Source organism: Acidocella aminolytica 101 = DSM 11237 (assembly GCF_900129125.1).
GTDB classification, from domain to species: Bacteria; Pseudomonadota; Alphaproteobacteria; order Acetobacterales; family Acetobacteraceae; genus Acidocella; species Acidocella aminolytica.
Genome location: NZ_FQVJ01000015.1, coordinates 1 through 18,681, shown reverse-complemented (window position 1 = coordinate 18,681; position 18,681 = coordinate 1). Strand labels below are relative to the sequence as shown.

Genomic DNA, 18,681 nt, shown 5'->3' with positions numbered 1-18,681 from the left:
ACCCCCTTGATTATATCAGGGACTTTGCCAAATCCAGGCAGAACTGCTTATCCGCCACACACCCGCCTTTCAGCCAATTCTGGCGGGTGAGCCTTAAAATTTCCCCCAGCTTTTTACCGGGAGGCACCCCCAAAGCCGTCAAATCCCGCCCTTGCAGCGGAAAAACCGGGCGCTCCGTCGCCGCCAGCCGGTCCCGTAACCTGGCCCAGCCCGCATCCTCTCCACCTTGCAGCCACACCCGGCCCAGCAAAATCTCCAGCGTCTCCGCCGCCAAGGCCCGGCGCAGCGTGGCCTCATCATCCCCAGGTCGCAACGCCAACGTCCCGCGCCAGCCAGCCAGAAGCGCCGCCTCAGCCCCACTTAACCGCAGCCGCGTGGCCAAATCCTCATCCGTCAGCGCCGCCACGCGCAATAGCGGCTCACATGGCGCCCGGCGCGCCAGCAATGCCGCCAGCCGCTCCGGCTTCGCGCCGGGCAACACCACCTCCAGTACACCTGTCTCATGCATCAAAGTCACGGCGGCCAGCGGGGCAGGGGGGGTTAATATCTTTTTCACCTCGCTCCACACGCGCTCGGCTGAAAGCTGCCGTAGCCCCGCGCGCCCCGCCTGAATCGCCGCCACCGCCGCCGCATCCGGCGCGCCTTGCCCATAACGCGCGAAAAACCGGAAAAACCGCAAAATACGGAGATAATCCTCCTCAATCCGCTGCCGCGCATCGCCCACAAACCGCACAATCCCGGCCTGCAAATCCGCCCGCCCGCCAAAATAATCGAAAATTTCGCCGCCGCGCGTGCAGTTCATCGCATTGATCGTGAAATCCCGCCGCGCTGCGTCCTCCCGCCAGTCATCGGTAAAGGCCACCACCGCGTGCCGCCCATCCGTCTGCACGTCCCGGCGCAAGGTTGTCACCTCAAACCCTTGCCCTTCGGCCACAATAGTCACCGTACCATGGGCAATGCCGGTAGGCACCGCCTTCAACCCCGCCGCCCGCGCCCGCGCCATCACGGTTTCAGGCGCCAAGGGCGAGGCAAAATCCACATCCGCTACCTCCCGCCCGGCCAGCATGTCGCGCACCGCGCCGCCCACCATCCTGGCTTCCGGCACCGCCGCCCACACCGCATCCAGTCCCGGCAAACAGATCACACACCCCCCCGCAACCGCAGCGCCAGCCGCCGCAAAATCTCCGCCGTCGCGCCCCAGATCACATAATCCTGGTGCGGCCACACCCAGAACGCCCGTTCCCCGCCGCGCCACACCCCCTTGCGCCGCACCGGAAATTCCGGGTTCAACAAATCTGAGAAGGGCAGTGGGAACAACGCTTCCACCTCATTTTCTTCCGGCGCCAGCCTCACCCCTTCGGGCAGCAACGCCACCACCGGCGTAATATGAAACCCCGTGCCGGTAATATGGTCCCGTAACCGCCCTAAAATCGCCACAGGCGCCGGGTCCAGCCCAATCTCCTCGCGCGCTTCGCGCAAGGCCGCCGCCTCGGGTGAGGAGTCAAATTTTTCGATTTTCCCGCCCGGGAACGAGATCTGCCCGGCATGAGTCGGCATTCTGGCGCTGCGCCGGGTCAGCCATACGCCCTTTCCGGGCTCCATCCCCACCAGAACCGCCGCCTGCCGCAACCGTCCCGGCGCCAGACTTTCATGCGCCAAACCGGCGGGAAACGCTGCCCGCAACGCCGCCTCTTTCACGCCGCACCGCTCTGGGCGTCAGTCCGCATCCTTGCAGCAATTCGGCATATCGCCGAGCGGGAAGAAAATCCCCTCGCTCCACACCCCCAGCACCTTGCGCCCGCGCACAATTCCAGGTTCGGCCAGCGCCACCAGTTCATAATATGTAGCGCGGCTAATCCGCGCCTCAATCGGAAATCTGCCTTTTCCATCACGAACATGAAGATAAGGCGTAGGCTCGCAACTCAGCAAATCATGAGCCACACGGATCCGATGCGCCGGCCCGGCCGTGATGCACTGGTCCACATTGGTGCGGAAACACAGAACCTGGTCCTTCCCGCCGCCGCTCCATTCCAGTTCCACGGCCAGAAACGGTACATCCTCCACCTCAATCCGCCCGCGCTCCACCGGCGTTTCCAGAATATATTTCCCATCCTCATCGCGCGTCAGCACGGTTGAAAACAAGCAGACCATCGGCTTACGGCTGATCGGGCTGCCTTTATAAAGCCACGTCCCATCCCGGCGGATTAAAAACGGCAAATCTCCACAGTCGGCCACGGAACGCGCCGGCATTGAATCGGCCGAATTCCGAAACTGCCTTCCGTTCCCCATCTGGTTCAATTTGCCCAAACTCCTTACGCTACTGTTGACATATAGGCAGGCGCCTGAAGCGTTGAAATAGGGCCGGGAACGGAAATATAACACCCCCTATCCCTGCAAAAACCGACAAATGAAAATGTTACCGCTAACTCAAACATTTGGCATTTTTCCGGCAAACTCGTTAAACCCCGCGCATGGACTATGACGTCATCATCATCGGCGGTGGCCACGCGGGCACGGAAGCCGCCGCCGCCGCCGCCCGTTACGGAGCGCACACCCTCCTGGTCACGCAAAACGCAGCTCGGCTAGGGGAGATGTCGTGCAACCCCGCCATTGGCGGCATTGGCAAGGGCCACCTCGTCCGTGAGATCGACGCGCTGGACGGGCTGATGGCCAAAGCCACTGATGCAGCCTGCATCCATTTCAAACTGCTCAACCGCGCCAAGGGCCCCGCCGTGCGCGGCCCGCGTGCCCAGGCGGACCGCAAGCTCTACCGCAACGCCATCCAGATACTGCTCGCCGCGCAGGCGAATCTCACGATTTTAGAGGACGAAGCCGCCGGGCTGGAAACCGCCAATGGCCGCCTCACCGGCGTTAAACTCGCCTCCGGCAAAACTCTCTCCTGCGCCGCCGCCGTGCTCACCACCGGTACGTTCCTCAACGGCGTCCTGCATTTCGGCACCGAGATGCAGCCCGGCGGCCGGGTGGAGGATGCACCCTCCTGCACCCTGGCGGCGGATCTACACCGCCTCAACCTACCGCTGGGCCGCCTGAAAACCGGTACCCCCGCGCGTCTGGCCAAATCCAGCATCGACTGGGACAATCTGCCGGAAGACAAAGGCGAAAACCCGCCGGAGCCATTCTCCGCACTCACATCCCAAATCACCAACCCGCAAATCTCCTGCCGCATCACCTCCACCACCGAGGAAACCCACGCGGTCATCCGGGGAAACATAAATAAATCGGCCGTTTACGGCGGAAATATTGCCGGGCGCGGCCCGCGCTACTGCCCCTCCATCGAGGATAAGGTTGTCCGCTTCTCAGAAAAACCCGGCCACCAGATCTTCCTGGAACCCGAAGGGCTGGATGATGACACCATCTACCCCAACGGCATCTCCACCTCCTTGCCGCTGGACGTGCAAGTGGCCCTCATCCATACTATCCCGGGCCTGGAATACGCGAAAATTTTGCGCCCCGGCTACGCGGTGGAATATGATTATGTGGACCCACGCGCCCTCGACCATTCCTTAAACCTAAAGGCCCTCCCTGGGCTTTTCCTTGCTGGGCAGATCAATGGTACCACCGGATACGAAGAAGCTGGCGCCCAAGGTCTCATGGCGGGGTTGAACGCCGCGCGCAGGGCAGGGGGCGCGGCACCGGTCCATCTCTCCCGCTCGGACGCTTATATCGGCGTTCTCATCGACGATCTGGTGACCCAGGGTGTGACCGAACCCTACCGCATGTTCACTTCCCGCGCCGAATATCGCCTGCTGCTGCGCGCCGACAATGCCGAGCTCCGCCTGACCCAAAAAGGGCTGGATTGGGGCTGCGTCGGCTCTGCGCGCGCGCAAGCCTTTGCCGCGCTGAAAGCCGAAATCGCATCTTTCAACAACAAGCCGGAAGGCGAGGGCAGGGCGGCCCAAATTCTGCGCGCCGACCTGCTCTATGCCGGCTATATCGCCCGCCAGAATTCCGAAATCCGCGCCCGGGAAAAGGACGAAGCTGTCAAAATCCCCGCCGATTTCAATTATGCCGATGTTGGCGGCCTGTCCTCTGAGCTGCGTGAAAAGCTCGAACGCACCCGCCCGCAAAACCTCGCCGCCGCCGGGCGGATTGAGGCCATGACCCCCGCCGCCCTCGGCGCCATTTTCGGCGCCCTCAGAAAGGCCAGCCGCGCCGCATGAACGAAGAAAAACTCCGTGATTTCGCGGCGCTCGTTTTAAAATGGTCGCCGAAAATCAACCTCGTCTCCAAGGCGGACCTCAACCATATCTGGCAGCGTCATGTGCAGGATTCCCTGCGCCTACTACCTTATATTCCCAAGGATACCCCCGGCGCCATCGACCTTGGCTCCGGTGCGGGCTTCCCGGGGTTAATTCTGTGCATCGCCACCGGCATCCCGTTTGAGCTGATTGAATCAGACGCTCGCAAAGCCGCGTTCCTGATGGAAGCTGCGCGCCAGACCGGCGCCCCCGCGAAAATTCATAATTGCCGCATCGAATCCGCCCCCGTTCAACCCGCCCCGCTCATCACCGCCAGGGCCTTGGCGCCTTTGGAAAAATTACTGGGCCTCGCAGCCCCCTTGCTCACCCCTGAGGGTTTTTGCCTGTTTCCGAAGGGAAAAGGTGTGGATACCGAATTGACGCTCGCCTCCTCGCTCTGGCACATGGACGCCGAACGCCTGTCCGCCCCTGCGTGGGGTGAAAGCTGCATCCTGAAAGTGAGCCAGATCCGATATGCCGGAGCCGCATAAAAAACCGCGCGTTATCGCCGTTGCCAACCAGAAGGGCGGGGTTGGCAAAACCACCACCGCCATCAACCTCGCCGCGGCACTCGCGATTGGAGGCATTAAGGTCCTGCTGATTGATATCGATCCGCAAGGCAATGCCTCCACCGGGCTTGGCATTGAGCACGAAGCCCGAAATGGCGGCTCTTATTCCTTGCTGGCGGGAGAAACCAAGCTGGCGGAAGCCATTTTGCGGACTGAAGTGGAAAATCTTTCCATCATTCCCGCCGTAGCGGATCTCATCGGCGCGGATATTGAGTTCGGCCAGCAGGACCGCCGGGAATTTCTGCTCCGCGACGCGTTGAACCAGGGCTGTGACGCCGATATCGTGCTGATCGACTGCCCACCCGGCTTGGCTCTGCTGACCCTCAACGCACTGGTGGCGGCGGATGCCATTCTGGTTCCCTTACAGGCTGAGTTTTTCGCCCTGGAAGGTATTTCCCAGCTCATGCGCTCGGTCGATATGGTCAAACGCAATTTGAATCCAAAGCTGACCATTGAAGGCATTGTCCTGACCATGACGGACAAGCGCAACAACCTCTCCGAACAAGTGAGCAACGAAGTCCGCACATATTTCAGAGATAAAGTGTTCGAAACCGCCATCCCCCGCAACATCCGTATCACCGAGGCCCCTAGCCACGGGATTCCAGTCCTGCTTTATGATTTCCGCTCAACCGGGGCACAGGCTTACCTTGCCCTGGCAGCTGAGTTTTTGCGCCGTGCGCGCGCACGAAAGGAAATGGCATGAGCGGAAAGGAACCGCGTAAACCCCTGGGCCGGGGATTGGCCGCTTTGTTAGGCGAGGCCGCAACCCCAACCAGCGTCACCGCTTTTGGCGTTCAGCATCTGGCGGTTGATCTGCTTGAACCTAGCCCTTTCCAGCCCCGGCAGGAGATGGAGGAATCCGCGTTGCAGGAGCTAGCGGACTCAATCTCTCAACGCGGCATTCTGCAACCGCTGCTGGTCCGACCCAAACCGGGCGTTGTCGGGCATTATCAGATTATCGCGGGTGAACGACGCTGGCGTGCCTCTCAACGCGCGCAGGTGCATGAAGTGCCCGTGCTGGTGCGCGACCTCAGCGACGCAGACGCCATGGCCGCCGGTCTAGTTGAAAACCTCCAGCGCGAAAACCTGAACGCGGTGGAAGAGGCCGAAGGCTATAAGCGGCTGATTGAGGAATTTAAACTCAGCCACGACAAGCTGGGCGAAGCGGTTGGCAAATCCCGCAGTCACATCACTAATGTCATGCGGCTTCTGCAACTCCCTACGCTTGTGCAAACCATGCTGAAAGAAGGGCAGATTACCACCGGCCACGCCAAGGCGCTGCTGGCCCACCCCGAGCCCTTGAAGGTCGCGCGGGAAGTTGTGGCTAAGGAACTGTCCGTCCGACAGACAGAGGCTCTGGCCAAAACGCTCGGTCGGTCCATTGTCCAGGAAAATGCCACTCGCAAACCGCGTGAGCACAAGACCGAAGACAGCGAAATCGCTACTTTGGCGAAAAGCCTGTCCGAGCGGCTCGGCGTGAAAGTTGATATCAAATTTAACGGTAAGGGCGGCAGTCTGACGCTGAACTACGCCGACCTCGACCAACTCGATTCCTTGCTGGCGCTTCTGAACAAATAACTCATCCTCCCTGATGTTCCACGTGGAACATCAGGCGTCTCGCTTCCGATATCCCTGTCAGATGTTCCACGTGGAACATATCTGATTCCGAAATTACCAGATTAACGCAATCTTATCCGGTTTTGGTCATAGTCCAGACCTCATGCGTCCAGCGGGCGCAAACTGTTTTGGATGAGGGCCGCCAATGCAAATTCTCCGCCGGTTATCTATTACTTGGCAATTTACCTTGCTGTTTTTATTCGCGCTGGGCCTTATGGCCACGGGTACAATTGCCTCTGTCACGCAATCCTACAAGCTGGAGATCCACGCCAAGCAAGGACAAATTCTTGCGATTGATAATACAGCACGGTCAATCGCAGACCACTATGTGGAAGAAGCCCAAAACGGTACTCTGACCACACAAGCCGCGCAAAAAGCGGCACTCACCGCGATCAGCGCAATCCGCTATCAAGGTAAAAACTATATTTTTGTGTATAACAAAGACGGCGTAGTGCTGGCGCACCCCAACAAAGCCATGATCGGCACCAACCAGCTGAACGTGCCGGATGCGAAGGGCAAAATCTTCCTGCCCGCTATGCTGGATGCCGCCGAGGCCGGAAAGACCTTTTTTCAGCATTACGAATTTCCGCGTGTGCCCGGCGGTCCACCGCAGCCTAAAATGAGCAGCATGGTCGCGGTGCCTCAATGGGGGTGGATTATCGGCACCGGCGTTTACGTAGACGATGTCTATGCAGACATGAATCATGAAATTCTGACACTGGCTTTGTTTTTTGTCCCGCTGCTAGCACTTTATCTCTTGGCTGTGTTTGCCTCCCGTCGGCATATTTCCTCAATGCTTCAGGGCCTCAGCAAAGCAATGCGTCACCTTGCTGATGGCCGTCTGGATACGAAAATTCCCTATAGCGACCGCACGGATGAAATTGGCACAATGGCGGAAACGTTGACCCGGTTCCGTGAAAATGCCGCACAGAAAGCGCAGCTGGAAACAGAAGCCGTCGCCAGCCGCCGTGCCCAAGAGGCTGAAGCACAGCAGCGCATGGCTGATGCCAAACGTCTCGCGGAGGAGCAGGGTGAAATGGTTGCGGCCCTTGCCACCGGCCTGAACCGGCTGGCGAATGGAGATCTCGCTTCCCGGTTGGATCAAAGCTTCCCCACCGCTTATGAAAAATTGCGCGTGGATTTTAACGACGCGCTCGAAAAACTTCAGGAGACCATGTACGCAATCGGTCAGAATGCATCCGGTGTGCGGGGCGGAGCGTCCGAAATGATGCAGGCGGCGGACGATCTCGCCAAGCGAACGGAACGCCAGGCAGCGGCGCTTGAGGAAACCTCCGCCGCATTGGCCAGCGTGACGGATACGGTGAAACAAACCGCCAGCAATGCCGGGAATGTTCTGAAAGTTGTCAATGAAACGCACGGCGCCGCCGCCCATTCCGGCACAGTGATGCGCGAAGCAGTGAGCGCGATGAGCGAGATTGAGACATCCTCCCAGCAGATCGGCAATATTATCGGCGTGATTGACGAAATCGCCTTCCAGACGAATCTTCTGGCCCTGAATGCAGGGGTGGAAGCCGCGCGAGCTGGCGATGCCGGGCGCGGATTTGCCGTGGTAGCTACCGAAGTGCGTGCCCTGGCTCAGCGCTCGGCCGAAGCCGCGAAGGAGATTAAATCCCTGATCTCCACCTCCGGAGCGCAGGTTCAAGCTGGCGTGCGATTGGTGGGCGAGACCGGTGAGGCGCTGGAGAGAATCGTCGAACAGGTGGGGAATTTGAACAAAATGGTGAAGGAGATATCCGAATCCGCCACCGTTCAGGCCAATGGCCTCGCGGAGGTGAACACCGCCATGGGCCAGATGGACCAGATGACCCAGCAAAACGCCGCCATGGTTGAAGAAGCCACTGCAGCTAGCCATGCGCTGTCTTCTGAAGCCGAAACGTTGGAAGGGCTGATTTCGCGCTTTCGCATCGAGACACAGTCGCGCGCGGCGGCGGCGCCCAAACCACGCCGGGCGGTTGAAACCGTGGCCGCACCAGCGCCTTCACCCAACTTCGCGGGCAGTTTCAAGAAAATCTCCGGCCGGGATGATGATTGGGACGAGTTTTAAGATAACCCGCTAATCTCTGGCTCTGGCGGCGCTACGTGCGCGTGTCGCCAGAGCCAGCATCGTTTGCCGGCAATAATCCTGCTCCGGGATATGGGTGGTTTTGCAGGCGGCTTCCGCCGTTAAAGCCACCGCCAAAGCCTGATCCAGCGCTTTTAACGGCCAGAGGCGCAGCATTTTCTGCACAATCGTTTGACGTTTGAAAAAGACCGGCGGGCGCATGCCACTCATCGCCTCTTGCGCGGAAGCGCCCTCCGCCATGGCCCCGGCGGCCAGCCGCAGGCGCGCCAACTCAGATAAAAGCACACGAATCAGCCCGACCGGGGAAGCACCTTCCTCATAAGCGAGGGACAAAGCCTTATCCGTCGCGGCCAGATCGCCGATTAGGGCCGCGTCGATGGCGTCTCCAACCGAGGTATCACCGCCATCGGCCAAGATGGAGGAAACATCTTCCAGCGAAAGCGTTTGTGTATCCCCCGCATACAGCACCAGTACATCTAGCGCCTGACGCAACGGGCCTTCCTCGCCTGAGAGATTTTGCGCGGCCCAGGCGGCGGCCTCGCGGTCGATTGTAACACCTTGGGCGCGCAGGCGGGCGGTGATGATTTGCGGCAGCTTGCCTTGGTCTATGGCGTAGCAGGCAATACTGGCGATGCCGGGGGCTTTTTCCGCTAGGCTGCGAAGTTTGGAACGGGAAGTGAGTTCACCGGCTTCCAGAATCACCAGCGCATCCGGCGGGGATTTGAGCAAGGCATCCAGGGCTTTCGCCAAAGGCTCATGTGCGTCGCGCACCCGGACCACGCGCTGCCCGCCAACCAGGGAGGCGGCGGTTGCCTCCGCCAGCAAGGCATCCGGGGAGGGGTTGGAGAGTTCCGCGAACCGGAACGGGTCGCTCAACGCGCCTTCCACCGTACGGGCCAAGGCCAAGCCGCGTTCAGCCACCAGCCCGGCATCTGGCCCATGCAGCAGAACCAGAGGGGCGGAGGGTGCCTTTAAAAACGCGTCAGTCCGGCCCGCATCCAGCTTCATGATTCAGGGTGGGCACGGAACCAGGCGGCTAGCTGGGTGGTAATCTGCGCTGAAATCTCGTTGGCCAACTGCTGATTCACCGTTTCTGTTTCCAGATTCGCGGCAAAATATTGCTGGTCGATGATGTTCAGCGCATCCATGGCCGTGGCATTGCCGGAAATCAGCGTTTTGGACGGGTGGCCAATGGGCGAAAGCGACCAGGCCGCGTGGGCGTTAAAACGGGTGCGGCTGGTGGAGCTGTCCGCCTGCACGCCTTCGCCGGTTTGCATGATGCTGTAGCTGACGGAGAGGGTATAATGCTCCGTCACCGGCTGGCCCTGGGTGTGAAGCTGCTGTTGCAGCGTCTCGCGTAGAATTTGTCCGGTGCGTTCAGGGATATTCTGCACATAGACAGATTCCAGTCCGGCGCTGGCGGCCTGCCCCCTCGCCCCGCCATAAAGCGGCGCAAAACCGCAGCCGCTCAGGGCAAATAAGGCACAAAGGGCTAAGGATTTACGGTTTAACGACAAAATTCACGATCCTGCCAGGTACATAGATCTGCTTCACAATGGTCTGCGTACCTATTGTGCCTGCCACGGCCTCCTTGGCAAGCGGGATTGCGATATCCTGCCCCGCGTCGGCCGGAACCAGGATGGTGCCGCGCAGCTTGCCGTTAACCTGAACGGCGACGGTGAGTTCATCCACCACCAGCAACGCTGGGTCAGCTTTGGGCCAGGGCTGCAAAGCGGCCAGGCCGGTGCCAGGGCGTAACTTGGCGAATAGATGCTCGGCCAGATGCGGGATCATCGGCGCGGCGAGGCGCACGAGGATTTCCATCGCCTCAAACCGGGCGGCCTGCGTGTCCGGGCTTTCAGACGGGGTGGCCACGGCGTTCAGCAGCTCATAAAGCCGAGCCACGGCAAGGTTAAAGGCGAAGCTTTCCATCGCATTCGTCACCGCCTCAATGGAGCGGTGGGCGAGCTGGCGGAGTTTTTTAGCTTCGGGACCGTAAGTTTCCACGAGCGAGGGGCCGGATTTGGCGATATCTTCCCCCACGCGGGCGAGGCGTTGCAGGAAGCGGAAAGAGCCTTGCACGCCGTTTTCCGTCCATTCCACATCGCGCTCGGGCGGGTTGTCCGACAGCACGAACCAACGGGCCGTGTCCGCGCCGAATCGGTTGACGATGGCACCGGGGTCCACCGTATTGCGTTTGGATTTGGACATTTTCTCAACGCGACCCACCGTAACCGGGGCGCCAGTGGCTTTCAGCACCGCGCCGTCCGACGTGCGGGTGATTTCCTCCGGGTAAAGCCAGTTGCCCGCTTCATCCTTATAAGATTCATGCGTGACCATGCCCTGGGTGAACAGGCCCGCAAAGGGCTCGTCCACCGCCACATGGCCGGTTTTGTGCATGGCGCGGGTGAAGAAGCGGGCATAGAGCAGATGCAAAATCGCGTGCTCGATACCGCCGACATATTGGTCCACCGGCAACCAGTAATTGGCGGCATCCAGCTTCGTGGGGGTTTCGGCATGGGGCGCGGTGAAGCGGGCGAAATACCAGGAGCTATCGATAAAGGTATCGAAGGTGTCTGTCTCGCGCGTCGCGGGTTGGCCGCAGGCGGGGCAGCTGACGTGACGCCAGGTGGGGTGATGGTCCAGCGGGTTGCCAGGTTTATCGAATGTCACGTCCGCGGGGAGCGTGACTGGAAGTTGGTCTGCGGACACGGGTTGCGGGCCGCAGGCTTCGCAATGGATCACCGGGATAGGGCAGCCCCAATAACGCTGGCGGGAAATCCCCCAATCACGCAGGCGCCAATTTTGCACTGCCTTACCGACGCCGCGCTTTTCCAGCTCCTCAATGGCGCGGGGCTTGGCGTCCTTGGTGGGCAGGCCGTTCAGGAAACCGGAATTGATGATAAAGCCTTCGCCATCCAACGCTTTATTGCCGATTTCCGGGGCGGTGTCTTTTTCCGGAGAGACCACAACCGGGACGGGCAGGCTGTATTTGCGGGCGAAATCCAGGTCGCGCTGATCACCGCAGGGGCAGCCGAAAATGGCGCCAGTGCCGTATTCCATTAACACGAAATTGGCGATCCAGACCGGGTGGGATTTGCCGGTGAAGGGATTGATGACCTCCAGACCAGTATTGAACCCGCGCTTTTCGGCGGCTTCAATCGCGGCTTCGGACGTACCCTGGCTGGCGCATTCGGCGATGAAGACGGCGGCGTCCGGGTTGGTTTCTGCCACTTGCTTCGCCAACGGGTGCTCCGCCGCAATGGCCAGGAAGGACATGCCAAACAACGTGTCCGGGCGGGTGGTGTAGACGGTGACTTGTTCTTCGCTGTTGGCCAGCTTGAAACTCACTTCCGCGCCCTGGGAATGGCCGATCCAGTTTTCCTGCATCAGCTTCACGCGTTCGGGCCAGCGGTCCAGGCTGTTCAGCCCGTCCAGCAGATCCTCGGCGAAACCCGTGATTTTCAGGAACCATTGGGAGAGTTTTTTCTTCTCCACCAGCGCGCCGGAGCGCCAGCCGCGCCCATCGATCACTTGCTCGTTGGCGAGGACGGTCATGTCCACCGGGTCCCAGTTTACCGAGGCGTCGCGGCGCTCCACCAGCCCAGCTTTCCAAAAATCCAGAAAGAGTTTCTGCTGCTGGCCGTAATATTCGGGGTCGCAGGTGGCGAATTCGCGGGACCAATCCAACGAGAAGCCCATGCGCTGCAGCTCGGCGCGCATATTGGCGATATTCTTATAGGTCCAATCTGCGGGGTTGGCCTTGTTTTCCCGGGCGGCGTTTTCAGCCGGAAGGCCGAATGCGTCCCAGCCCATGGGGTGCAAGACCGAGAAACCCTGAGCCCGCTTATAGCGCGCCACCACGTCCCCCAGCGTGTAATTGCGAACATGGCCCATGTGGATTTTCCCCGACGGGTAGGGGAACATCTCCAGCACATAATATTTGGGCTGACTGCCAGCGGGCACATCCTCGACCTTGAAACAGGCTTGTGCATTCCACTCAGCCTGCCAGTGCGGCTCGGCAGTGGAAAAATCATAACGCGTGGGTTCAGTTTCTGACATGGTGGCGCCTGTTTATCGCTGGGCCAGGGCAGCGCAAAGGGCTGGAACCCAAGGATTAAAAGTTTTTGGTAAAGCTTTTTTTTAAACCGCTCCAAAAAACTGCTTTTTGGGAGAAAAACAGCGCAAAAAACTTTGGGCTTTTGAGGTGGTTAGAGGGTGCTGTTGATGAACCCGCCATCCAGAAGGATGTTCTGGCCGACAATATAGCCCGCGAACTGGGAACACAGGAACGCGCAGGCGGCGCCGAATTCCTCGGGCTGGCCAATGCGGTGCGTGGGGATGGTGAGGGCTCGGGCAGAGACAACATCTTCCATTTTGCGGCCGGACTTTTCAGCCTCAGCGCGGGAGAGGTTTTGCAGCCTGTCCGTGTCAAACGCGCCGGGGAGGAGGTTGTTGATGGTGACATTATGCCGCGCGACCTGACGGGACAGCCCCGCGACAAAGCCGGTGAGACCTGTGCGGGCAGTGTTGGAGAGGCCCAGATGCGGGATGGGGGCTTTGACCGAGCCGGAGGTAATGTTAACGATGCGGCCGAATTTACGGCCGATCATCGGGTCGATTACCGCCTTGATGAGCGCGATCGGGGTGAGGAGGTTCGCATTCAGGGCGTTTTGCCAATCCTGATCCGTAAAATCGCGGAAATCACCGGGCGGGGGGCCGCCGGCATTATTGACCAGAATATCGGGGCTGGGGCAGGCGGACAGAGCGGCGGCGCGGCCTTCTGGCGTGGTGATGTCGCCCGCGGCAATGGAGATTTTGGCGCCGGTGAGGGTACGCAGCTCACGAGCCGTGGCCTCCAACCTGTCCGCGTTGCGGCCGGTGATGGTGACATCCACGCCTTCTTGCGCCAGAGCCAAGGCACAAGCGCGGCCCAGCCCGGCACTCGCGGCGCAGACGAGGGCGGTACGGGATTTCAGGCCAAGATCCATAAACAGACACTCCGGTAAACGACGGCGCTTATATAGACCACCTTCCCGGACAGAAAACCCAGCCTACTTGGCGACCGGGTTTTGTTTGGCGTGCCAGTTATCCATGAGCTTGAGGACTGTAGCGGAGGTTTCCTCAATGGAGCGGCGGGTGACGTCGATGGTCGGCCAGCCACGCTCATTACAAAGGCGCCGCGCCCAGATGAGTTCTTTTTCCACAGCCTCATGATCCACATAGTCTGAACTGTCGGTCCGGCCGAACAACTCGTTGGAACCAATGAGTTTGAGGCGGTGGCGGCGGATGTCGATGAGGGATTTCGGGTCGATGGTGAGGCCGATGACCGGGCAGGGGGCGGTTTCCAGCTCTTTTGGCAAGGGAGTGTTGGGAACCAGGGGCACGTTCAAAGCCTTGATACCGCGATTGGCCAGATAAAAGCAGGTGGGGGTTTTGGAAGAGCGGGAGACGCCGACCAGAACCACGTCCGCATCGCCAATGCCGCGATTGGCCTGGCCATCATCGTGGGAAATGACGAAATGCATGGCGTCGATCCGGCGGAAATAATCGGCGTCCAACACATATTGGCGGCCGGGCTTGTGCTTAGCAGGGGCGCCGAACTGGGCCTGAAGCATTTCCAGCAGCGGGTCCAGCACATGCAGAAGCGGCACGCCGAGGCGGGCACAGGCGGCATCCAGCTCATGCCGCAGGGCGTCATCGACCAAAGAGCAGAGAACGGGGCCGGGGTCTGCTTCTATACCTTCCAAGACGCGATGCAACTGCAGGCGGGACCTGACCAGGGACCAGCGGTGGTAGGAGACGCGTTCCTCATCAAATTGGGCCACGGCGGCACGGGCCAAGGCGGTCAAAGTATCCCCAGTTGCGTCGGATATCAGGTGTATATCGAGCTTATCACTGTCCATAATCCGGTTCATAGCGTGGATAACTCCGGTTGGCGCGCCCCAATTTTGGGATCATGGGGATAAAGCGTAAAAAATCAGGTACGGGGGATGAATCTCAAGGCCAAACTGTGCAAGCTGTGGGTAACTATGGTGGACAAACAAAAAATAGAGCGTTTGCACTGGTTTTGCGCTGTGGATAAGTTTGTGGATTCGTGATCGTATTGGGTTAACCCCCGTTATCCACAGGGTATAATCACCCCAACCATACCTTTCAAAATGAAAGGATTAGGTTTAGGCGGTGGACATGAAATTCCGTGATGTTCTGGGAAAAAAGGAAGTTTGGCCGCCGCCGATCTGGCTGATGCGCCAAGCGGGACGTTATTTGCCGGAGTACCGGGCGACACGGGCAAAGGCTGGGGATTTTATCTCGCTCTGCCTGAACCCAGTGCTGGCTGAGGAAGTGACGCTCCAGCCGATACATAAATTTGGGTTTGATGCGGCGATTTTATTCTCGGACATTTTGATTTTGCCGATGGCGCTGGGGCAGGGACTCCGGTTTGCCGAAGGCGAGGGGCCGCGTATGCCGCCCTTAGAGGATATCGGCACGCTGAAGCCGGAGCAGGCCGCTGGAGTGTACGCGCCGGTGATGGAGACGGTGAGCCGGCTGAGGGGCTCCCTGCCTCAGGAAACCGCGCTGATTGGCTTTGCGGGGGGACCGGCAACGGTGGCCTGCTATATGCTGGATGGGCAAGGGGGCGGATTTCCACGGACCCGGCGGCTGGCTTATGAGCAGCCGGACTTCGTCCGGCAGGTTTTGAAGGTTCTGACCGAAGCGACGATTGAATATCTCTCAGCTCAGGTGAAAGCTGGGGCGGATTGTGTGATGCTGTTTGAGAGCTGGGCTGGGATTTTTCCGCCAGCGCAGTTCCGGGAGTTTGTGATCTCGCCAAACCGGCGGATTTGCGAGATCTTGAAGGAACGGCACAAGGGGCTGAAAATTATTGGTTTTCCGCGTCTGGCTGGGCTGATGCTGGGTGAATATGCCCGCGAGGCGGGTGTGGACGCGGTGGGGCTGGATAGCGTGACCGGTTTGCCTGAAGCGCGCGCCGCCTGCACTGCGGGGACGGTGTTTCAGGGGAATTTGGACCCGTTGCTGCTGAAACTGGGCGGGAGAGCCATGGATGAGGCTGTGAAGCGGATGCTGGACGAAGTGAGGGGGCATCCCCATATCCTCAATCTAGGTCATGGGATTACGCCGGATGTGCCGGAGGCCCATGTTGCGCGGTTGGTGGAACTGGTGAGGCAAAGCGGATGAGAACGGCTGTCGTCCTGTTCAATCTGGGCGGGCCGGACAGGCCGGAGGCGATTAAGCCGTTTCGGGTGAATTTGTTTTCCGACAAGGCGATCATCCGCGCGCCCTGGTTTATCAGGGTGTGGCTTTCGAGGCTGATCGCAGCGTCGTCCGCGAAGGCGGCGTATGAGAATTATCAGCTCATGGGTGGGAAATCCCCGTTGCTGGAGCTGACGGAAAAGCAGGGCCGGGCGCTGGAGGCGCAGCTAGGGGCGGAATACCGGTGTTTTATCGCTATGCGCTATTGGCACCCTTTTGCGCGGGAGACTGTGCAGGAGGTGAAGGCGTGGGCGCCGGACAGGGTGTTGTTGCTGCCGCTTTATCCGCAATTTTCCAGCACCACGACCGGGTCGTCACTGGCGGATTGGCGGGAAGCGGCGGCGTGGGTGGGGTTGATGGCGCCGGTGACGACGCTGTGCTGCTGGTATGATGACCCTGCTTACATTGCCGCCACGGCTGCCATGGTGCGGGAGGCGATTGAGGATGCGATGGCGCAGCAGCCGGGGCTGAGGCTGCGGGTGTTGTTCTCGGCCCATGGGTTGCCGGAGAGCATTGTGAGGGCGGGGGACCCGTATCAGGCCGAGGTGGAGGCCAGCTGTGAAGCTGTGATGGCGCATCTGGCCGATACCGGGGTGGAGGGGCAGGTTTGCTACCAGTCTCGGGCCACGCCGCAGAAATGGCTGGAGCCCAGCACCATTGACGCGATCACCCAGGCCGGCAAGGACAAGGTGGGCGTGGTGGTGGTACCGATTGCCTTTGTCTCGGACCATATCGAGACGCTGGTGGAACTGGATATTGAAAACCGCCATGTGGCGGAGGAAGCTGGTGTGCCGGTTTATGCGCGCGCGCGGGTTGCCAATGACGACCCGGATTTTATTCGCGCATTGGCTGGGATTGTGCGCCGCGCGGCTGAGCCCGGGCTGTGCCGGGGCGGGACGGCTTGTGGTGCCCATAAGGATTGCCCTTGGGAGAAGACGATTGCCCCCTGATCTCATTATTTTCGATTGTGACGGTGTGCTGATCGACAGCGAGACCGTGGCCTCACGCGTGGTGGCGGAGGAAATAACCGCGCAGGGCTGGACGATGGATGCCAAAGAGGCGATGCGTCAGTTTTTGGGCATGAATATTGGCGATATGCAGCCGAAAATCGAGACGCGGCTGGGGCGGCCTTTGGGGCCGGAGTGGCGTGCCGATATGGCGCAAAGGCTGATTAACGCGCTGGCCGAGGAATCCGTTTTGATTCCGGGCGCGGATGAGATGTTGAAACGTGTGACCGCACTGGGGTTTGAGTGGCGGATTGCCTCCAACTCCTCGGACGAGGAAATGGCGGTGAAGTTTGAGCGTACCGGGCTTTTGGAGATTACGCGTGGGAGGGCGATTTCCGCGGCCCGGGTGATTGCGCGCGGCGGCAGGGCTAAACCGGCGCCGGATGTGTTTCTGGAAGCTGCGGCGGATGCGAAGATTGTACCTGAACGCTGCATTGTTCTGGAGGACAGCCGACTTGGCATGCGCGGTGCCGTGGCAGCGGGGATGACCGGCTATGGGTTTGATCCGCATGGCGATGGGGCGGCGTTACTGGAGGAAGGAGCAAAAGCCGTGTTCCGCAATCTGGACGAAATATTCGGGGTCCTGGCATGACATTTCCGGTTCTTTTACCGTTTTTCAAATGGTTTCTGGCGCTGCATATCATGAGCTTCACCGCCTGGATGGCGGGAATGTTCTATCTGCCGCGGCTTTATGTGTATCATTGCCAGGCTAGCTTGGGGTCCGCTGAGTCTGAACGATTTAAAGTGATGGAACGGCGTTTGCTGAAGCAGATTATCAACCCAGCGATGATCAGCACGTTTATTTTTGGTTTATTGCTGGTATTTACGCCCGGAGCGGTGAATTGGAATGCCGCTTGGTGGTGGGTTAAAATTATCGCGCTGGTAGGGATGTTTGGGTTTCATGGCGCGTGCTCGCGCTGGCGCAGGGATTTTTTGAACGACGCGAATACGCGGCCTGAAAAATTCTACCGTGTGGCGAATGAAGTACCGACGATTTTGTTCATTATCATCGTTGTGGCGGTGGTTGTGAAACCTTGATTTCCTTCAGCTTGCCTTTGCTTTTGGCGTTTATTGCCGCGGCGGGGATTTTGACCCTGACGCCAGGCATGGACACGGCCATGGTATTGCGGGCTTGTGCGGCGGGTGGGAAACGCCCGGCTTTTTATACGGCCACCGGGATTGGGCTGGGCTGCATAATGTGGGGCGCAGCGGTTGGGAGTGTTGTTGAAAGCCTCTTCCCTGGCTTATGATGTAGTGAAATATATTGGCGCCGCTTATCTGTTTTGGATGGGCTTGAAATTACTTCTGAATTTAAAGCATGATTTTCCAATGGGGGGCGAGGTTAATGTTAGAAAGGCCGGGATTTTGGCCTTCCTGCGTGGCTTTCTGACGAATCTTCTGAATCCGAAAATCGGCGTGTTTTATGTAACGTTTCTACCACAATTTATTCCGACGCAGGCGAATGTGACGGTGGATTCGTTTGTGTTGGCGTTGATTCATGTGGGATTGACGATGTTGTGGTTCACGCTACTATAGTGATTCCCATTAACAACGTTACGCGCTAAACTCTGTCATCTTTAATGGGTGTCGGCGGATGAGCTACAGCGTTGATTTGCGTAAGCGTGTTGTTGATTACGTGCGCCAGGGTGGAGGGTGCACCGAGGCTGCGCGGATTTTTGACGTCAGCCGCATGACCATCCACCGCTGGCTTTGCAGAGAAGATTTGACGCCGAGACCTGCCAAGGAGCGCCGGCGTAAGCTCGATAAAGCGGCTCTGGCGGCGCATGTTCTCGAACATCCCGAGGCCCTTCTGAGGGAGCGGGCCGAGGCGTTTGGGGTGAGCATCAACGCGATCTGGGTGGCCCTGAAGA

The 18,681-nt window shown here is 59.5% G+C and carries 19 protein-coding genes; 11 read left to right on the top strand and 8 right to left on the bottom strand.

The window, feature by feature from the left end:
* Positions 1-10 precede the first annotated feature (10 nt).
* The 3 genes from BUB54_RS09635 to BUB54_RS09625 are packed head-to-tail and all read right to left on the bottom strand — an operon-like array spanning position 11 to position 2,250.
* Positions 11-1,090, bottom strand: a complete 1,080-nt coding sequence (locus tag BUB54_RS09635) for a CCA tRNA nucleotidyltransferase (RefSeq protein WP_048878135.1) — start codon at positions 1,088-1,090, stop codon at positions 11-13.
* A 50-nt stretch (positions 1,091-1,140) separates the two neighbouring features.
* Positions 1,141-1,698: a CoA pyrophosphatase gene (locus tag BUB54_RS09630; RefSeq protein ID WP_048878115.1), complete on the bottom strand. Its 558-nt coding sequence runs from the start codon at positions 1,696-1,698 to the stop codon at positions 1,141-1,143.
* A gap of 18 nt (positions 1,699-1,716) precedes the next feature.
* Positions 1,717-2,250, bottom strand: coding sequence for a DUF1285 domain-containing protein (locus tag BUB54_RS09625; protein WP_241869337.1), 534 nt, complete (start codon positions 2,248-2,250; stop codon positions 1,717-1,719).
* Between the two features lie 221 nt (positions 2,251-2,471).
* Here BUB54_RS09625 and mnmG point away from each other — a divergent pair, with 221 nt between their 5' ends.
* The 5 genes from mnmG to BUB54_RS09600 all read left to right on the top strand — a co-directional run bounded on the left by mnmG (position 2,472) and on the right by BUB54_RS09600 (position 8,510).
* Positions 2,472-4,181 carry a tRNA uridine-5-carboxymethylaminomethyl(34) synthesis enzyme MnmG gene (mnmG, locus tag BUB54_RS09620; protein ID WP_048878116.1) on the top strand — a complete coding sequence of 570 codons (1,710 nt, stop codon included), beginning with the start codon at positions 2,472-2,474 and terminating at the stop codon, positions 4,179-4,181.
* Positions 4,178-4,750: a 16S rRNA (guanine(527)-N(7))-methyltransferase RsmG gene (rsmG, locus tag BUB54_RS09615; RefSeq protein ID WP_048878117.1), complete on the top strand. Its 573-nt coding sequence runs from the start codon at positions 4,178-4,180 to the stop codon at positions 4,748-4,750. The genes mnmG and rsmG overlap by 4 nt, the downstream gene beginning before the upstream one ends.
* Positions 4,734-5,531, top strand: a complete 798-nt coding sequence (locus BUB54_RS09610; RefSeq protein ID WP_048878118.1) for a ParA family protein — start codon at positions 4,734-4,736, stop codon at positions 5,529-5,531. Before rsmG ends, BUB54_RS09610 begins: the two co-directional genes overlap by 17 nt.
* On the top strand, positions 5,528-6,406 hold the full coding sequence (locus BUB54_RS09605) for a ParB/RepB/Spo0J family partition protein (protein WP_048878119.1): 879 nt from the start codon (positions 5,528-5,530) through the stop codon (positions 6,404-6,406). Before BUB54_RS09610 ends, BUB54_RS09605 begins: the two co-directional genes overlap by 4 nt.
* A gap of 184 nt (positions 6,407-6,590) precedes the next feature.
* Positions 6,591-8,510, top strand: a complete 1,920-nt coding sequence (locus BUB54_RS09600; protein ID WP_048878120.1) for a methyl-accepting chemotaxis protein — start codon at positions 6,591-6,593, stop codon at positions 8,508-8,510.
* A 9-nt stretch (positions 8,511-8,519) separates the two neighbouring features.
* On the opposite strand, the gene holA is transcribed toward BUB54_RS09600, so the two are convergent.
* From holA to BUB54_RS09575, 5 genes are all read right to left on the bottom strand, one after another.
* Positions 8,520-9,536, bottom strand: coding sequence for a DNA polymerase III subunit delta (gene holA, locus BUB54_RS09595; protein ID WP_048878121.1), 1,017 nt, complete (start codon positions 9,534-9,536; stop codon positions 8,520-8,522).
* On the bottom strand, positions 9,533-10,045 hold the full coding sequence (lptE, locus tag BUB54_RS09590; RefSeq protein ID WP_048878122.1) for an LPS assembly lipoprotein LptE: 513 nt from the start codon (positions 10,043-10,045) through the stop codon (positions 9,533-9,535). The genes holA and lptE overlap by 4 nt, the downstream gene beginning before the upstream one ends.
* Positions 10,029-12,590, bottom strand: a complete 2,562-nt coding sequence (gene leuS, locus BUB54_RS09585) for a leucine--tRNA ligase (RefSeq protein WP_048878123.1) — start codon at positions 12,588-12,590, stop codon at positions 10,029-10,031. Before leuS ends, lptE begins: the two co-directional genes overlap by 17 nt.
* 149 nt (positions 12,591-12,739) lie before the next feature.
* Entirely contained in the window at positions 12,740-13,519 is a 780-nt protein-coding gene (locus BUB54_RS09580; RefSeq protein WP_048878124.1) for an SDR family oxidoreductase, read from the bottom strand.
* Positions 13,520-13,582: 63 nt separating this feature from the next.
* Positions 13,583-14,446: a pyruvate, water dikinase regulatory protein gene (locus tag BUB54_RS09575; RefSeq protein ID WP_241869338.1), complete on the bottom strand. Its 864-nt coding sequence runs from the start codon at positions 14,444-14,446 to the stop codon at positions 13,583-13,585.
* A 271-nt stretch (positions 14,447-14,717) separates the two neighbouring features.
* Here BUB54_RS09575 and hemE point away from each other — a divergent pair, with 271 nt between their 5' ends.
* From hemE to BUB54_RS09545, 6 genes are all read left to right on the top strand, one after another.
* The gene (hemE, locus tag BUB54_RS09570; protein ID WP_048878125.1) at positions 14,718-15,728 is read left to right on the top strand and encodes a uroporphyrinogen decarboxylase; all 1,011 of its coding nucleotides are present in this window, start codon (positions 14,718-14,720) and stop codon (positions 15,726-15,728) included.
* Entirely contained in the window at positions 15,725-16,753 is a 1,029-nt protein-coding gene (hemH, locus tag BUB54_RS09565) for a ferrochelatase (RefSeq protein WP_048878126.1), read from the top strand. Before hemE ends, hemH begins: the two co-directional genes overlap by 4 nt.
* The gene (locus BUB54_RS09560) at positions 16,743-17,402 is read left to right on the top strand and encodes an HAD family hydrolase (RefSeq protein WP_048878127.1); all 660 of its coding nucleotides are present in this window, start codon (positions 16,743-16,745) and stop codon (positions 17,400-17,402) included. The genes hemH and BUB54_RS09560 overlap by 11 nt, the downstream gene beginning before the upstream one ends.
* Positions 17,399-17,848 carry a protoporphyrinogen oxidase HemJ gene (gene hemJ, locus BUB54_RS09555; protein WP_048878128.1) on the top strand — a complete coding sequence of 150 codons (450 nt, stop codon included), beginning with the start codon at positions 17,399-17,401 and terminating at the stop codon, positions 17,846-17,848. Before BUB54_RS09560 ends, hemJ begins: the two co-directional genes overlap by 4 nt.
* Before the next feature lie 183 nt (positions 17,849-18,031).
* Positions 18,032-18,346: a LysE family translocator gene (locus BUB54_RS09550; protein WP_175556496.1), complete on the top strand. Its 315-nt coding sequence runs from the start codon at positions 18,032-18,034 to the stop codon at positions 18,344-18,346.
* Between the two features lie 58 nt (positions 18,347-18,404).
* The coding region (locus BUB54_RS09545; RefSeq protein WP_073211517.1) for an IS630 transposase-related protein at positions 18,405-18,681 on the top strand (277 nt) is incomplete at its 3' end.

Bases quoted from the DNA above. Each gene is read 5' to 3' on its own strand.
- BUB54_RS09610 (WP_048878118.1), top strand. From the start codon at position 4,734: ATGCCGGAGCCGCATAAAAAACCGCGCGTTATCGCCGTTGCCAACCAG.
- BUB54_RS09605 (WP_048878119.1), top strand. From the start codon at position 5,528: ATGAGCGGAAAGGAACCGCGTAAACCCCTGGGCCGGGGATTGGCCGCT.
- BUB54_RS09580 (WP_048878124.1), bottom strand. From the start codon at position 13,519: ATGGATCTTGGCCTGAAATCCCGTACCGCCCTCGTCTGCGCCGCGAGT.
- BUB54_RS09600 (WP_048878120.1), top strand. From the start codon at position 6,591: ATGCAAATTCTCCGCCGGTTATCTATTACTTGGCAATTTACCTTGCTG.
- BUB54_RS09625 (WP_241869337.1), bottom strand. From the start codon at position 2,250: ATGCCGGCGCGTTCCGTGGCCGACTGTGGAGATTTGCCGTTTTTAATC.
- leuS (WP_048878123.1), bottom strand. From the start codon at position 12,590: ATGTCAGAAACTGAACCCACGCGTTATGATTTTTCCACTGCCGAGCCG.
- BUB54_RS09635 (WP_048878135.1), bottom strand. From the start codon at position 1,090: ATGGTGGGCGGCGCGGTGCGCGACATGCTGGCCGGGCGGGAGGTAGCG.
- holA (WP_048878121.1), bottom strand. From the start codon at position 9,536: ATGAAGCTGGATGCGGGCCGGACTGACGCGTTTTTAAAGGCACCCTCC.
- BUB54_RS09575 (WP_241869338.1), bottom strand. From the start codon at position 14,446: ATGAACCGGATTATGGACAGTGATAAGCTCGATATACACCTGATATCC.
- mnmG (WP_048878116.1), top strand. From the start codon at position 2,472: ATGGACTATGACGTCATCATCATCGGCGGTGGCCACGCGGGCACGGAA.
- hemJ (WP_048878128.1), top strand. From the start codon at position 17,399: ATGACATTTCCGGTTCTTTTACCGTTTTTCAAATGGTTTCTGGCGCTG.
- hemH (WP_048878126.1), top strand. From the start codon at position 15,725: ATGAGAACGGCTGTCGTCCTGTTCAATCTGGGCGGGCCGGACAGGCCG.
- hemE (WP_048878125.1), top strand. From the start codon at position 14,718: ATGAAATTCCGTGATGTTCTGGGAAAAAAGGAAGTTTGGCCGCCGCCG.
- rsmG (WP_048878117.1), top strand. From the start codon at position 4,178: ATGAACGAAGAAAAACTCCGTGATTTCGCGGCGCTCGTTTTAAAATGG.